This window comes from Flavobacterium sp. LK-23 (assembly GCF_058135255.1).
On the sequence record NZ_JBYUVT010000002.1, the window covers coordinates 413,587 to 428,519 of the forward strand.

General features: G+C 38.6%; 20 protein-coding genes. 8 read left to right on the forward strand and 12 right to left on the reverse strand.

Going from position 1 to position 14,933, the window contains the following annotated elements; translation table 11 throughout:
- Positions 1 to 100: 100 nt before the first annotated feature.
- The 6 genes from AC3Y25_RS05215 to AC3Y25_RS05240 all read right to left on the reverse strand — a co-directional run bounded on the left by AC3Y25_RS05215 (position 101) and on the right by AC3Y25_RS05240 (position 5,338).
- Positions 101 to 580 carry a DUF1203 domain-containing protein gene (locus AC3Y25_RS05215; protein ID WP_095927783.1) on the reverse strand — a complete coding sequence of 160 codons (480 nt, stop codon included), beginning with the start codon at positions 578 to 580 and terminating at the stop codon, positions 101 to 103.
- A gap of 231 nt (positions 581 to 811) precedes the next feature.
- A complete protein-coding gene (locus AC3Y25_RS05220; protein ID WP_095927784.1) occupies positions 812 to 1,249 on the reverse strand; it encodes a Rid family detoxifying hydrolase in 438 nt (145 codons plus the stop codon).
- Between the two features lie 62 nt (positions 1,250 to 1,311).
- Positions 1,312 to 2,223 carry an alpha/beta fold hydrolase gene (locus AC3Y25_RS05225; protein ID WP_095927785.1) on the reverse strand — a complete coding sequence of 304 codons (912 nt, stop codon included), beginning with the start codon at positions 2,221 to 2,223 and terminating at the stop codon, positions 1,312 to 1,314.
- A 135-nt stretch (positions 2,224 to 2,358) separates the two neighbouring features.
- On the reverse strand, positions 2,359 to 3,180 hold the full coding sequence (locus AC3Y25_RS05230) for an alpha/beta fold hydrolase (RefSeq protein WP_095927786.1): 822 nt from the start codon (positions 3,178 to 3,180) through the stop codon (positions 2,359 to 2,361).
- 284 nt (positions 3,181 to 3,464) lie between these two features.
- Complete coding sequence (locus AC3Y25_RS05235; RefSeq protein WP_095927787.1) at positions 3,465 to 4,289, reverse strand: helix-turn-helix domain-containing protein; 825 nt, start codon at positions 4,287 to 4,289, stop codon at positions 3,465 to 3,467.
- Between the two features lie 581 nt (positions 4,290 to 4,870).
- Positions 4,871 to 5,338 (reverse strand): efflux RND transporter permease subunit, encoded by a 468-nt coding sequence (locus AC3Y25_RS05240; protein WP_256385510.1) that lies wholly within the window; start codon positions 5,336 to 5,338, stop codon positions 4,871 to 4,873.
- 14 nt (positions 5,339 to 5,352) lie between these two features.
- On the opposite strand from AC3Y25_RS05240, the gene AC3Y25_RS05245 reads away from it, so the two are divergent.
- The 5 genes from AC3Y25_RS05245 to AC3Y25_RS05265 all read left to right on the forward strand — a co-directional run bounded on the left by AC3Y25_RS05245 (position 5,353) and on the right by AC3Y25_RS05265 (position 8,512).
- Complete coding sequence (locus tag AC3Y25_RS05245) at positions 5,353 to 5,766, forward strand: winged helix-turn-helix transcriptional regulator (RefSeq protein WP_095927788.1); 414 nt, start codon at positions 5,353 to 5,355, stop codon at positions 5,764 to 5,766.
- 117 nt (positions 5,767 to 5,883) lie between these two features.
- Complete coding sequence (locus tag AC3Y25_RS05250) at positions 5,884 to 6,126, forward strand: DUF6965 family protein (protein WP_095927789.1); 243 nt, start codon at positions 5,884 to 5,886, stop codon at positions 6,124 to 6,126.
- A 308-nt stretch (positions 6,127 to 6,434) separates the two neighbouring features.
- A complete protein-coding gene (locus AC3Y25_RS05255) occupies positions 6,435 to 7,310 on the forward strand; it encodes a helix-turn-helix domain-containing protein (protein WP_091490879.1) in 876 nt (291 codons plus the stop codon).
- A 71-nt stretch (positions 7,311 to 7,381) separates the two neighbouring features.
- Complete coding sequence (locus AC3Y25_RS05260; protein WP_091490881.1) at positions 7,382 to 8,047, forward strand: hypothetical protein; 666 nt, start codon at positions 7,382 to 7,384, stop codon at positions 8,045 to 8,047.
- Positions 8,048 to 8,164: 117 nt separating this feature from the next.
- On the forward strand, positions 8,165 to 8,512 hold the full coding sequence (locus tag AC3Y25_RS05265) for a carboxypeptidase regulatory-like domain-containing protein (RefSeq protein WP_141248107.1): 348 nt from the start codon (positions 8,165 to 8,167) through the stop codon (positions 8,510 to 8,512).
- A 354-nt stretch (positions 8,513 to 8,866) separates the two neighbouring features.
- Here the strand turns inward: AC3Y25_RS05265 and AC3Y25_RS05270 are convergent, their stop codons facing one another.
- Positions 8,867 to 9,376 carry a response regulator gene (locus tag AC3Y25_RS05270; protein ID WP_095927791.1) on the reverse strand — a complete coding sequence of 170 codons (510 nt, stop codon included), beginning with the start codon at positions 9,374 to 9,376 and terminating at the stop codon, positions 8,867 to 8,869.
- A gap of 370 nt (positions 9,377 to 9,746) precedes the next feature.
- Here AC3Y25_RS05270 and AC3Y25_RS05275 point away from each other — a divergent pair, with 370 nt between their 5' ends.
- Positions 9,747 to 10,340, forward strand: a complete 594-nt coding sequence (locus AC3Y25_RS05275; RefSeq protein WP_095927793.1) for an NAD(P)-binding domain-containing protein — start codon at positions 9,747 to 9,749, stop codon at positions 10,338 to 10,340.
- 210 nt (positions 10,341 to 10,550) lie between these two features.
- Here AC3Y25_RS05275 and AC3Y25_RS05280 read toward each other — a convergent pair whose 3' ends face one another.
- From AC3Y25_RS05280 to AC3Y25_RS05295, 4 genes are all read right to left on the reverse strand, one after another.
- Positions 10,551 to 10,805: a hypothetical protein gene (locus AC3Y25_RS05280; protein WP_095927794.1), complete on the reverse strand. Its 255-nt coding sequence runs from the start codon at positions 10,803 to 10,805 to the stop codon at positions 10,551 to 10,553.
- 220 nt (positions 10,806 to 11,025) lie between these two features.
- On the reverse strand, positions 11,026 to 11,235 hold the full coding sequence (locus tag AC3Y25_RS05285) for an ATP-binding protein (protein ID WP_095927795.1): 210 nt from the start codon (positions 11,233 to 11,235) through the stop codon (positions 11,026 to 11,028).
- A 330-nt stretch (positions 11,236 to 11,565) separates the two neighbouring features.
- Positions 11,566 to 11,991 carry a response regulator gene (locus tag AC3Y25_RS05290; protein ID WP_095927796.1) on the reverse strand — a complete coding sequence of 142 codons (426 nt, stop codon included), beginning with the start codon at positions 11,989 to 11,991 and terminating at the stop codon, positions 11,566 to 11,568.
- Between the two features lie 266 nt (positions 11,992 to 12,257).
- A complete protein-coding gene (locus tag AC3Y25_RS05295) occupies positions 12,258 to 12,620 on the reverse strand; it encodes a helix-turn-helix transcriptional regulator (protein ID WP_095927797.1) in 363 nt (120 codons plus the stop codon).
- A gap of 733 nt (positions 12,621 to 13,353) precedes the next feature.
- Here AC3Y25_RS05295 and AC3Y25_RS05300 point away from each other — a divergent pair.
- Entirely contained in the window at positions 13,354 to 13,656 is a 303-nt protein-coding gene (locus tag AC3Y25_RS05300; protein WP_095927798.1) for a hypothetical protein, read from the forward strand.
- Between the two features lie 229 nt (positions 13,657 to 13,885).
- The gene (locus tag AC3Y25_RS05305; protein ID WP_091490900.1) at positions 13,886 to 14,077 is read left to right on the forward strand and encodes a cold-shock protein; all 192 of its coding nucleotides are present in this window, start codon (positions 13,886 to 13,888) and stop codon (positions 14,075 to 14,077) included.
- Between the two features lie 328 nt (positions 14,078 to 14,405).
- On the opposite strand, the gene AC3Y25_RS05310 is transcribed toward AC3Y25_RS05305, so the two are convergent.
- Positions 14,406 to 14,654 carry a helix-turn-helix domain-containing protein gene (locus tag AC3Y25_RS05310; protein ID WP_091490902.1) on the reverse strand — a complete coding sequence of 83 codons (249 nt, stop codon included), beginning with the start codon at positions 14,652 to 14,654 and terminating at the stop codon, positions 14,406 to 14,408.
- Positions 14,655 to 14,933: the final 279 nt, after the last annotated feature.

Sequence of the window (14,933 nt, forward strand, 5' to 3'; positions counted from 1 at the left end):
GGGTGTTCGCTGCAAAAGATTGGATCATACAGCGGGAACATCTGCTGAAAAATTGCCATATAAAACTAACGATAAGCAATTTACTTTTGGAAGCAGATAACTATACCCTTTCGATTTTACAAATAAAACAGCAGGCTTCCGAATTTCTTGCATGAAGATATTCAACATCGCTTTTTGTTTCAAAGATTTCAGCAATGAGCAAATCGATATCATTATCGCCAACTAATGTAGTAAAAATCATTTTTTGTTCTTTACTGTAGCCGATCAGGGATAAAGGGAAGTTTTCTTTATCTGCTTTTAATGCTGCGGGGAAATTGTAAATATCCGAATATTGCTCCACTTGGTCTTTATGAATAAATATTGGTCCGGATTGATTAAAAGCATTGTTTTGTGAGAAAGGACTGTAAGCAAAAACCAAACGAATATCCTGACCGACAGTAAATGGTTTGAGCGAAATCCGGCACGGCCCTTTTCCCGTTGCTAGCTGCTCATAAACCTGATTGCCAAAATCATCAATATTTGTTTTCCTGATTTTGCTTACAAACTCTTTAGACAACGGAACAATTTTAAATTTTCTCATATTTTTTATATTTTAAATCTAAACAAATTTATATTCTGTTTTTCTTATTAAAAACCCGTTTCTTGCTCAATTAAAACACCGTTTTATCTTAAAAAGCCAAGAAAAAGTGCAAGAGAACTTTCAGACCGGCCATACCTCCCCTGATAAATCCAATGCTAAAATAGAATTGCATTCAATATGCTTTTAATGGAAACTTTCATATTCATAAAACTTTAAAAAAAATGGCTAATGCTATTTTTTCAACGCAATACATTCTATTTCAATGCTCGCGTTTTTTGGCAGTGAAACTATTTCAATTGTGCTTCGGGCGGGAAAGTGATTGTGGAAGTAGCTTCCGTAAATGTTGTTCACGGTTTCCAACTGCTTGATGTCGGTAATAAAAATCGTGGTTTTAGCAATATGATCCAAATCGGAGCTGTTATTTTCTAGAACGGCTTTTAAGTTTTCGAAAACCTGAATGGTTTGTTCTTCAATTCCATTTTTCAAAGTGTTTGTTTTTGGATCAACGCCTATTTGCCCCGAGACAAACACTAAATCTGCAAAACTGGTGGAATGGCTGTATGGGCCAATTGGTTTTGGCAGATTGGAATGGTTTGCAGCAATTATGGATTTGGTATTACTGCAGGAAGCGAAAACTAATATGGCTAGAAATAATGCTATTTTTTTCATCTCTATTCTATTTTAAAGGATAAAAAAGAGGCTAATTTTTTAAAACTAACCTCTATGATTTTTTATTTTTTTACAAATTTCAATAACTCTGAATTGAATTTATCCAATTCTTCGATGAACAAGGCATGGCCGCTTTTTTCCAAAGGTACCAATGTAGAATTTTTTAATAGGGAGTGCATTTGTTCAGCTAATTCATAAGAACATATTTTATCCAATTTTCCGTGAAGGATTAGTGTTGGGATTGTGATGTTTTTCAAATCCTCTCTCAAGTCGCTGTCTCTAAGCGTTTTCAATCCTTCAGCCATTGCATAAGGCGAAGCTTGTGCCTGAATAGTACCTAACCATGCGCCATATCCGGGAGAAACGCTTGTTTCGTTAGCAGGGAATATTTTTCCAAAGTTTTCCAATAATTGAGGTCTGTTGGTATTGTTCAATTGGATTAATCCGTCCACATCTTCTTTACTCCAAAAACCATAATTAAAATCGGCTCTTTTTGTCCATGTTGGCGCTGCCGCTCCGAATAAAGCCAGTTTAGAAACGTGTGCCGCTTTGTATTTGGCCACATAGTGAACTACAGTCGCACCTCCCATTGAAAATCCTCCGATTGTTGCGTTTTGAATGTTCAATTTGTCAAGAACCACTTTGATATCGTCTGCAAAAACATCGTAATTGTATTTTCCTGCCGGCTTGTCAGATAATCCGAAACCTCTCAAAGTAATTCCGATAACTCTGTATCCTTGTTGAGTAAAGTAAGCATATTGATACTCATACATTGCATCGCTCAATGGCCATCCGTGGATCAAAACGATTGGCTGTCCTTCGCCAAGGTCGGTAACGTGAAGCTTTACGTTTTTTTCAACTTCTACATATTCTTCTCTTCCATAAGATGCTGGAACTCTTTTTGTCTGTGCAGACGAAACGCTGCTAAATAATACTGCTGTAAATAAACCGATTGATAAAATTAAATTTTTCATGTTTTTCTAAATTTTAGATTGTTATTTTTTAAATAATTTGGTTATTGTGATTTGATGTTGCAAAGTTGGAGCAAAGTGCAGGAAAGGACAATGGATGGTTTTCTCTTTGAACTGCACTTTTTTCCCTTTCTTGATTTATGACTGGATAAATTCCAAAATGTCTTTGTTGATAGTCTCAGCTTCAGTAGTCGGCATACCGTGTGAGAAGCCAGGATAAATGATCAGTTTTCCGTTTTTCAAAAGCTCAGCTGCTTTTACAGCAGTTGTTTCATAAGGCACAATCTGGTCGTCGTCACCATGCTGAACCAATACTGGAACATCAATGCTTTTAAGGTCTTCAGTAAAATCAGTTTCAGAGAAAACTTCAATACAATCATATTGCGCTTTGATGCCGCCCATCATTCCCTGTCTCCACCAGTTGTCCTGAATTCCTTTTTTTACATTCGCTCCTTCACGGTTGTAGCCATAAAAAGGAATAGTCAGGTCTTGGTAAAATTGCTGTCTGTTGTGTAAAGTATTGTAGCGGATATCATCAAATACAGCCAATGGCACACCATTTGGGTTTCTCTCGTCCGCAATCATATAAGGGGTAATGGCACTGATCAAAACGACTTTTGACACACGTCCTTTTCCATATTTTGCCGCGTAACGCAAAGCTTCTCCTCCGCCAGTTGAATGCCCGATATGGATTGCATTTTTAAGATCCAAAAACTCAGCCAGTTCAGCCACATCCTGTGCGTAAGTATCCATGTCGTTGCCTTTATATGTTTGAGTAGATCTTCCATGGCCTCTTCTGTCGTGGGCGATTACCCTGTAACCCTGATTAAGGAAAAACATCATTTGGGCATCCCAGTCGTCAGATGACAGCGGCCATCCGTGGTGAAAGAAAATTGGCTGTCCTGCTCCTAAATTTTTGAAGTAAATTTCTGTTCCGTCTTTTAATGTAAACTTGTTCATGTTTTTTATATTTAAATGTTATTGTTTTTTTGATAAGGCAAAGTTGGGATTAATCCGGGCGCCCATCAATGGATGGTTTTCTCTTTGAACTGCACTTTTTTCCCTTCTTTAAAATTGTTGCTGTCTCAATCCGGTGATGAAATCGCTTAAATACCCAGGCGCCTCAATGGACGCATTTCTCTTTGGACTGCATCTTTTTCCTTTATTTTGAACAAAGCGTCGGTTAAGCCTTTTTAATTGTTTGCATAAAAAAAGCACGGCTTAAATGGCCGTGCTTTGTATAGTTAAAACTGTTTTCTAAATGAAATTGGGGAGAGTCCCGTGTTTTTTGTAAAAAAACGAATGAAATAAGCATCGTCTTCATAATTCAGGCTATAGGCAATTTCCTTTACCGTCATCTGTGTATGTGCAAGGAGCCTTTTGCTTTCAAGAACAATCCTTTCCTTAATGATATCATTGGGAGTATTCTTGCTGACCATTCCAATTTTCTTACTGAGATTTTTGGGAGTTACAGACAGTAAATCGGCATAGTCCGCAACCGTATGGAGCATCCTGAAATGCTGTTCAACCAGTTTGCTGAACTTTCGTAAAAACTGCACATCGGCCTGCTGGCTATCCTCAGCTAATCGGTGCTGGTGTTTCCAAATTCGGGTCGATTTCAGTATGATGAGTTTTAACAGTATACGAAGCATTTCCTCAGTATTTGCATCCTCATTTTTCATCTCAAATTGAATTTCCCGGATTATTTTCTGAATATCCTCCGATTGATTTTCGTCCAATGCAATGAATGGAATTTCAAAAACATTATTGTACAAAATTCCGTCGCAGGCTACTTCCTTATCGTGAATTTCTATGCAGTAGAAATCCCGATTGAAATGCAATAATTGTCCCGCTTTGATTTCGCAGGGCTTTATCACCACCTTTGGATTTATAAACAATAAGGAATCAGTCTTCATCTCTATCTCTTGAAAATCAACCTGAATAATAGCGTTTTTAGGCAAGAATAAAATTTTGATATGTTCCTCCACAGAATCAAATCCGCCTTCTTCAAAGGATTGTTTTGTAAAATTTAAATTGCCGAATTGTTTGTAGGAGAATTCTTTTAACATATTGTAATTATAAGTATGAATTGTTTTTTCTTTTTATGCTTATGGATAATTTGCTATCGGGATACTTTATTATTGCCTAACACCATAATATATTAGGTAAAAATATTGAAATTCTTATCCAATGCGCAAATCAGCGCGATAAAATTTCCTATATTCTACTGTAATTAATATGCGGGCATTCCATATCAAATGCAATGGACCCTATTGAACTGTTGTAAATTCCTAAATTGCTCTTTTGCCACCGTTTTCGCTTAATAGTGAGCTAAACGCTGCCAATCAGCACCTACTGGATAATAATATGAAAAAGCCACCGCTTTATTTTAAAACTTTACAAAATGCAAAAAGATTAATCCAGCCAAATTGTAATTAATTTTCCCTCAATCCCCAACAGTGCATCTAAACCAAATCTATAAAGCGCATGAAGACAGACACTAAAAATAGGGAACCAATCTCTTCAAATCTTCCATAAAATGTATAGAAATTTGTCCCATTCCTCTCATAAAAGCCAAATGGCGCCAATTGAAGGCAATTGGCGCCATTATTTACATATATTACCCTGTTTGTTAAGCACTTCCGACTCATTACATCTTTTCAATACTGGGAGGAATCAATTTATACATGACCGCCGTTACAATTCGTGATAAAATTGTAGAGCTGATTAACCCCCCAATTAGCACAATTGCCAATGGCGCGATCAAAGGATTTGAATTTAACGCAATCGGAATCAAACCGCAGATTGCAGTAATTGAAGTCAGTACTACAGGCAGAAAACGTGTTTCTCCTGCAATTGCAATAGCTTCTTCGATCGAGTGTCCTTCCTGTCTCAGCTGATTGGTGAAATCCACCAGCAGCAAAGAATTCTTTACCTGAATTCCCGAAAGACCAATAAAACCGATTATAGCAACCAAAGACATCGGGCTTCCATTGAGAAGCAATAATAGCACACCTCCTAAAATCCCCAGCGGTATGATAGATAATACAATAATAATTCCTTTAAAAGTTTTAAACTGCAGCAGTATAAATACATTTACTTGCGAAAAGCAAGTGATTTTAAATTTATTTTATGAAAACTCAAAAAAAGAGATCAGACTGCCCGGTAAGTTTTTCACTTGAAGCCTTTGGAGACAAGTGGTCACTGCTGATTGTTAGGGATTTGATGCTTAAAAAAAAATGCACCTATGGCGAATTGGCAAAGTCTGATGAGAAAATAGCAACTAACATTTTGGCTGCCCGGCTGCTTTCATTGGAAGAAAACGGAATTATCCAGAAACTGGAACATCCTGACAGTAAAGCCAAAGTATTATATCAATTGACGCAGAAAGGAATGGATTTAATTCCAATAATTGTTGAAATTAATCTTTGGGCGGAAAAGTATACCGACATTCCTGAAAAAAGAAAAGAATTGCTGGCACAGATGAATGCTGATAAGGAAGGATTTATTAGAAATGCTTTTAAAGAACTGGAATCAAATCTATGAAAATACCTGTTTGACTCTCAGATACGTATGAAAAAACAGTCTGTCAAAAGAAAAACACCTCCCCAGTACAGGCTCAAATCCCTTGACAGGACTGCCCATTTTGCGTAAATTTGCCCCATGACAACCGAGGAAATAAAACGCTATTTTGAAGCCGCCCCCCCGCCCAAAGAAGTGGACTGGAAGCCCTGGGCCAAAATTACAGATTCACAGGCATTTCTAAAGAGCTGCTACGCCACTATTAAGAATTACAAAGGAAGCCTTGATATGTGTCCGGCCTGGTGGCACCTAAAAGATTTTTATATGCTTATGAGAGCAAATGCGCAGCAAATTTCAAGTGAAAACCAAAGCGAACAGCCCTGAATGTGCAGCACTGTTTTAAAAGGCATCCTTATACCTGCATCTTATATTTTTACTTTTACCGGTTATATTATCAAGCGGCCGCCTCCAGAAGATGCCGCTGAAAGCATAAAGCGGATATTCAGCACCGTTCTTTTTTTGACCGTCCCAATCTAGGCGCCGTATTGGTTTTAATCCTTTTAATGCAGTATTATGCACCTGTAAGCTGTTTGAATAATTAAAAAGCGGTCCGGGCTATGGCATAATCCGGGTCTAAATAACTATTTTTACAGCCTTGCAGCCTAAATGATCATGCGGAAAACATACTGATAATGAAGAGATTTAAATTCTTAAAAAACAAATATAAAGCTGAGCTGCTTATCGATACAGGCACTTACAGGGACATTCCATACTATTTTTTTGAAAGCGAGCTTCATGATACCGATTTCTACGAAATCATATTTTTCTCTAAAGGAAACGGGATTTTAGAACTTGACCAGCAGCGAATTGAAATTTCAGACCATACCGTGATTTTTATTTCTCCATTTCAAAAAAGAAAATGGTTTTTGGACAAGACTAAAATTGAGTGTTCTTTCCTTTTTTTCCAGGACAGCTTCCTGTCTGATTTCTTCTCTGACAAGCTCTTCACTTTCAGGCTGCAGTATTTCTACAACAAAACCAAACCGCTCTCTATCAAGGTTAGTGATGACTTCTTTTCACAGTTGGAGAATATAATCGGCGAGCTGCTCGCTGAGATAAAAACATTCAGGTCAGACAGCGACCACCTTATAAGGGCACTGCTGTATGCTGTACTGATCAAACTCAACAGGGCCTATGCATCGCATTACCTTCTCTGCTGCGAAACAGAAAATAACAGCACTGCATTTATGTTCAAGGAGATCCTGCAGAAGCAAGTCCGCAGGACAAGAAACATCGACTATTACGCCCGGCAGCTGGGCATCAGCAGGGTTACGCTCAATAAATGCATCAAAAAGCAGTTCGGAGTTACCGTTTCTGAAATGGTAAATGAATTTATACTCTTTGAAATAAAGTCCCTGCTGTGTTATACCAGGCTTAATGTAAATGAAATTTCATACCGGCTTGAATTCTCCCAGGCCAATCATCTGACGCGTTTCTTCAAGGCGCAGACCGGGACTTCCCCAAAAGAATTCAGGAATGCTTATCAAAATGGTAGTTCTGTTATCTAACCGGTAATTATTCTCTTTGGGCTGTATTGTATTTTTGCGGATGAAAATATTTTTCCAAAAACAGCCTATCCATGAAAAACAGCACCAGATCTGCCTTAATGTTTACCTTGATACTGCTCCCCTGCTTACTATTTGGACAGCAGCGGCAAACCATTGAACTTGCTGATTTATACAAAAAAGGTAAGCTGAAACCGGTAAACAGAGAGGTAAAAATTGTTTCCAGTGACAGCGGAGCCTATCTAAAAATAGCCCAAAGCAAAAAGGAAGGCCTTGTATGGCTGCCTTTTAAGGACTTTAAAAACGGTACAATTGAAATCCAAATGCGGGGAAAAGACGTTTTCCAGCGGAGTTTTATAGGGATTGCCTTTCACCGTGCCGATGACAGCACTTATGATGCTGTCTACTGCCGTCCTTTTAATTTCTCTGCTAAAGATTCCATACGCAGAATTCATGCCGTGCAGTATATTTCCCATCCCGATTTTACCTGGGATAGATTAAGAAAGCAGAGCAATGCGGTTTTTGAGAAAGAAATCATCAATCCGCCAGACCCAAACGGCTGGTTTACAATGAAATTAGTAATTGAGGGCGCAACTGTCAAAGCCTTTATAAACAATGCGGCCCAGCCTTCCCTTACAGTGCAGAAACTCAGCAGTGCATCACAGGGAAAAATAGGGCTCTTTACAGCAGACAGCAGCGGAGGAGACTTTAAAACCATCAGGATCAATTATAAAAATTAAAAACAATGCCCCCTGGATGCCGGGAGAGCCTACTTCTGTGATAAAATTCACTTATGGACTGCCTGGTACCTCATTATGTCAAGAAAGGCCTGTAAATATGAGCTAATATCAAATATTATGATCAAAAGAATACTTTTAATTACCCTTATTTTTATGCCCCTTTTCACTGCTCAATCACAGAAGGAAAGCTTCAGTATCTGGGGAAGGATTGTAGATAGCGGATTCAATCCTATTGAATCATTTTCCATTAAGGTTTTCGAGCTTAATGCTTTTACAGATCAGAGAAAAAAAATCCAGGATTTTAAGGTCTGGGATCATAATGGGGAATTTTTAATAAAAAACCTTAGCGCGCAGCCTTATCTTATTGAAATTACAGTTGAAAATTATACCCGGTACAGCATTATAAAAACAGTGGCAGATAAAAACGAATCAGTAGGAGAAATCGTTTTACAGAATACCTGGTAAACCAATGAAGACCAAACTATCCCTGCATTGTGTCCTTTTGAAACCAGAACTTACCAAAATGATGCTCTCTTACAAAACAGATTTTTTTTGATCAGCAAAAAAAAATGCCCGCCAGATTTTAGCTCCGATTGGCAGTGAAATCCTTCTGCGCCGTGGTCCGCTACAAAAGATTATAACAGACAGCGGGACAGTTCCATGAAAAAATTAATTTGATACCTGTACTTTATTGTGATAATATGATTCCCATTACACGAAGACCTGCCTGCTTCCCTTTTTTGAGGACTTTGATCCGGACAACACAGATCATGCTGCATGACTTTGATCCCATTAAAATGCACAGTGAAAAAGCCCCGGTCATTCCCGGTTTGACAAATGCTTTTCCGAGACAAAAAATAAATTTCTAACCGGACCCATCAAGGCTTTGGCCCAGTGCAGAAAGAACACTTTTTTCAGCAGCAGCACAAATCCGGCAAAAGAACTGGGTTTCTGCAAATATAGGTCGGCCCCCTTCTCAAAGGCATCTTCAATATCCGAAGCATGATCCCAAGTGGAAAGCATAACGGCCGGGATGTCCCGAAGCCCATCGTCTTTCTTTATTTCCTCCAGCGCCTCTTTCCCTCCTTTAACGGGCATATTGATATCGATAAAAATCATATCGGGATTGGGCTTGGATTCATCCCTGAGCGTATCTAGGAGCTCCTGACCATTTTCAACGGTCGTTACCTCAGAGGGCACCTCAGCCTCCTCCAAGGCATCAAGGAATAATTCCTGGTCTTCGGTATCATCCTCGGCCAGTATAATCTTTACCGGCTCTTTTTCATCTGCCCCTTCAGGGGACGTGCGGGCATTCTCAGAATTTATCATCTCAAAGCGGATTTAAACTCATCAAATGTAGCGCAAAAATGCTTAGAAGATTCCTGTAAACCAATAATATTAAAAACAGCAGGAAATTTAGCCCGCAAAGAGCAGGCACAAATAATTCAAAAAAAACCGCCGGCCAGATTTTATAAAGCACTATGGCCTCGCTGACAATTCTGCTGCCTTTACCGGAGATCAGACCCGGTCTTTGAAAAAAAATCCAAAAACAGGTAAAAATACGGGCAGGTCTGCAAGGCATTTGTACTAATTTTAGTCTGATTAAAAAAATCTTAAAAAAAAACCGGCGCGAGCTTCAAGGCTGAGAGTCTGTGTATGTTCTATATAATGAGCCCTGTATCATTAAACCTAAATAATTATGAGAATTGGAATCATAGGAATCGGCAGCCTTACCCTTGAACTGGCCATAAGGTCTGCCAGGGCAGGATATAAAATTACCCTGCACAATCCCAGGGGCAACAGCCTTGTAGGGGAAGTTACTGCAAAAATGGGATCCAATGCCACCCTTGGCTCCCTTGAGAAGGCAGCGGCAGCAGATATTATACTTTTATTCCTTGCAAAGGATGATCTGGAGTGTGTCTTGAAGAAGCTGCCGGAGATGTCAGGAAAAATAATCCTGCATACCAGCAGCCTGATTTTTGATCCCCACTCGCTTTTATCGGGCATAACCCATGCAATGACCTACAAAATTACGGCATCGCTGCTCCCCGAGGCCCATATTGTAAAGCTCTTCAATCCGATAGATTTAAAAGCTGACAGCAAATGCACGGCCCATACAAATAGGGAAGAAATATTTTTTATTGCCGATCACAAGGCTTCGGGAAACTGCACCCGGAATTTTCTTAAAACACTGAATTTTACACCCATTGATCTTACCGGCAGGCTGCATCTGCAAAATACAGCAATGAAATTAAAACCAGTAATGCGTCCCCGCAGAGGGCCGTTTTCATAATAAACCGAATTAAAAAGACAGATTCCTGCATCGGACCGCAATGAAAACCAAAGCTCACCTTTTAGGGTATAAAAAAAGCTGCCCCGGCGTATGGGATGCTCCGGCCTTCTGATGTGAAGAAAACGGTTTTTCGGATCTTTGATACCAAAAACAAAAAAGCCCGCCTGGGTACAGCAGACGGGCCTGGGTAAAAATCCTGAGTTAATTGAGTTAAGCTGGGTAATCTATTGATATGGTCTGCGAGAGGTTCTGCTCACTTATAAAGGCCTCAATATACTGCTGCACTTCATTTCTTTTATCGGGCTGGGTCTCAAAAGTATTGATATGATACTGCTCGTCCTGGTCCATGATATGGATAATCTCGGTATAGCCTTTTGAAATAAGGCTTCCTTTTAATTTAATTACCCTGAGCTGCTGCTGAGGCTCCAGATCCTTTCTCACCCTGAATTGTACTTGTCTATGCATTGTAAAAAAAACTTACGGTGATAAACCGCTGTGATTATAAATCAAATATAATTATTAAAAAGCTAACCCAGGCATGCCTGAATGTTAAAAAATAACCTGTACGGCCTAAAATTTGCTGCTCCGCTGCTTTAAGAGCAGCAGCAACGTAAAGACCGAGCCCTGGTCCTTTGGCTTTTGTGGTGCCGCCATGCTGCTCAGCAATTTTCCTGCAGAGCGAAAGCTACACACCGCTGCCTTCATACTGGTCTTTGGAATGATAACAGTCAAAGGACGTGAAGATCCGCTCACTGTTAGCATTATCAAGCCCGATGCCATTATCCTCAATACTGATCTGCATCCAATCCCCCTGCTCGTCTTCTATGATACCGCAGGCGATAGCCACACGGAGCGGTACCTCTGCTTTGGATAATTTCAGGGCATTGTACACCAGACTGTAAAAAAGCTCTGTCTTTCAAATATGTCCGCAATCCATTAAAGCTCAATATCCCTTGTTTCTTTTCAGTACTTTGATATAACAGCAGACTGCGGCAATGAACGCTGAAAGAAAATTGGAGTGAATGCTGAAAGTAAAACTGATAATAATATCACTTGTGCCCTGAGATTAAAAATACCTGCAGCGGCAGATCCGGCTGCTCTGCCTTGGCACTCACTGCCTAGCCCCCCGCAAAAGCTTTGACTGCGCAGAGAAATACAGCCACGGCTGCTAAGCAGCAGGCCGGCCGGGCCACTTCAAATCATCCTTTGAATAAAATAAAAAATTTCAGCTTAAAAGGAAACCATGACCCGCATGGGGATCCTTCCAGTCAATTTCCATGACTCTGCGTATCAGGAATTTTAAATCCCTGTATGATACGGGCTTGACGGCATAAAAATCCGCCCCCATACCAAAGGCACGCTCCATAGTTCGGGGATTTCCCGAGGTGGAAAAAATAATAACCCGAATGTCTTTTATATCTTCTGAGCAGCTGCGTATTTCTTTAAGACATTCAAAACCATCTTTTAAGGGCATCTGCAGATCAAGAAGGATAAGGTCTGGAAGCGGATCCGGCTTTACAGACAGGGCTTCCATAAGCGCTTTGCCGTTTTCAAAAAGCCTCAGGCCCGCCAAAGGGAACATCTCATAAAAAAGCTCGGCAAAAATTTCCCTGTCATCAGGATCGTCATCGGCAAAATCGATATTTTTCATAGCTTTATGGCGTAATATTCTCTATTTTATAGTATAAGTTTAAGGAATCTTAAAATTAAAACGCTATATCTATAATCTATATTGACTTAAAACTTTAAAATCTGATGATACAAAAGATTACTAATAATTAAATATACACAATTTTCCGGAACCTGAACAAAAACAGGAATCTTACCGTAATTAAAACTTTTTCTTAACTGATTTCAAGCCCCTGCACCACAAAGGCATTGCCGCCGCAGCCTGCTCTAAGCCAGAGGAAAACTCTCTTAAAGGCACCCGAATTTATTTTTATAAAGATTGAGTTCCTTGTCGGTTTTTTCCAGCAGTTTCTCCAGAAGGGCAATCTTGTCACTGTAGAGCCTGTTTAAAACACTGCCCTGTCCTGTGCCGGCAATGCTTTTAAAGCCGGGTTCCACATAATGACTGATGTCAAACTTTATGATGTTTCTAACATCCATTTCAAAGACTGCGGCAATTTCTTCCAGCTTTTCAAAACTCAACCGGTTTGAGCCTTTTTCAATCCTGCTGTAGCCCGCCTGTGTGATATTAAGCCTTAAGGCCATATACTCCTCGGTGCAATTTTTAAGTTCTCTGATTGTTTTTATATTTTCATTTATTCTGCTGTACATAAATCTGGATTTAATTACGTTTAAATTTGCATGCTGACGAACATGCTGAATCAGGCACTACTGCAAATAAATAAACCTGAGGTTTTCATGCAATAACAAATGTTAACTGTTTGGATGTTTTTTTTCATGACATACTCCAGGCAGCTCAGGTACACGGTACTGATATTAAGGCATGAAGCAATATAATACTACGGCACCCGCTGCGTAAAGCCTGCAAACTGGATATTCATGGTTTTATAGCACTCCATTGGAGAATGCATGTAAAAATCCTTTATCTTTTCGTGAAGCAAAAAAATAATCTCCCATAATAATTCTTCGCAGCTTATCTCCATATCTCTAGATTTTACATAGATTCATATACAAATTAACGCTGCAAAGACCGTAAAAATTTCCTAAAAAATATCAAAACTCTGCCTGGCCACTATAAAATAGTACTTCCAGCCGAACTTAAAATTTTGCTTTATGCCGTCAGCCTGTTTTACATGATCGCCTGCCAGGAAAAATGGATTCAAATTCAGCAAGGATTGTCTGTCATGCAGAGCACTCTTAGGCATCTTAATTACTTACTGCCTGCTTTTTTTTTCCTTAAAAATTCTAAACTGATTATTTTCAGCTCACACCTTTTACAGGAGTGAGGGAAGAATGCTTTGTGATTTAAAACCTTATATAAAAAAATAGCTTCCCATTTTTTTTATTTTTGATTCAATTTTCTTATTTTTAAAAAAAATATTTTGTGGAAAAAACTTTTGTGCTTCCTGATAAAATACTTCAATTACTTGCAGCAAATATTAATTCATGCCTTACTTTTGAAGAGCTCTCAGAACTGCTTAACCCGGTTTTTAAAACCTCAGGCATGAATATCGGCAATCCGTCTCTTGAAAAGCTGAAGCATGCAGAAACAGTAGATGCCTTAATATTTTTGGAACAGCAGGGATATATCGTTTTAAATCCAGATAATGACCAGAGCACCGTAAGCCTTAAGGGGATAATTAAAATAAAAAATGACAGGGGCTTAAAAAGCAGCTTACCAAGCTAAAACAATTCACCTGCCTGATAAACTTTAAAGAAGCCGGCGATGCAAACAGATAAAATAATGCCAATATTCATAACCTTTGTTAATTATAAAAAAAGAATATAAAAAAGCATGCAGACCAGCAGTTATGCCTTTAAACTTCTTCCTAAAAGTTAATAAAAACACAATTTAATTTCTTTTTACCCTTTACCGCATTTCAATACACTACATTTGAACAAATTAAATATTTAAGATGCAGGAAGGTACAGTAAAATTCTTCAATGAAGATAAAGGTTTCGGATTTATAACGCCAAATAACGGAGGAAATGAAATTTTTGTCCATGTTTCAGGCCTATCGGAAAATATCCGTGAAAACGACTCGGTTCGATACGACATAAAAGAAGGCCAAAAAGGGCCGAACGCAGTAAATGTAGTGATAGCTTAATATACTATAGCTTTGATAAAGCATCTGTCCCTGACAGGTGCTTTTTTTTTTATCATAAAACAATTCAAGAGCCTTTTGGCCTTATTAAATTATTTTTTTAAGCATTCCGCTAATATAAAACCATGAAACGGAAAACATTAAATAAATTATTTGGCATATGTGATAAGCTTCATCAATATAGATGCAAATCAAAGAATGATTTAAGGGATCTTTTCCTATTGCAGGTCCTGACCAGTTTGATTATGGATAATAAAAAAGCAAATAATTATTTTCTGTTCTGAACTAAATGATTGATAATACGCTCAAGGATTATCAGTATTGCTTAATATTAAGATATTTCTTTTAAGCTGGATCTCCTGAAATCTAAAGGTGAGATACCGGTATATTTTTTAAAATATTTTACAAAATAAGAGTCATCGTCAAAACCCAGGCAATTTCCAATTTCACTGATATTATAACTGGTGCCGAGTAGCAATCTTTCTGCTTCTGCAATAATCCTTTCGCAGATAATCTCAGAGGGACTTTTATCTAATAATTGGCTGGTAAGACCCGATAATGTCCTGGAAGAGATCTGCATAAGTTCTGCATAATGGCAGATTTTAAGTTCTTTTTTATAATTTTCCTCTACCAGATCCTTCAGCCCTCATAAATAGGAAACTGTAGTGCACCTGCTTTTTTTCAGCCTTAGTTTTTACGCCATAACTAAGCAGAGACATAATGATTTTTAAATACCAAGGCAGTCCCATTTCTTTGGCAAATTCAGGTGTCGGCGGTCCTGAAATAGAAATTATTTTCCATTTGGTCTTAAAACATTCAACGATTTTTTAAGTATTTTTTGATCCTGGCTGTTTACAAC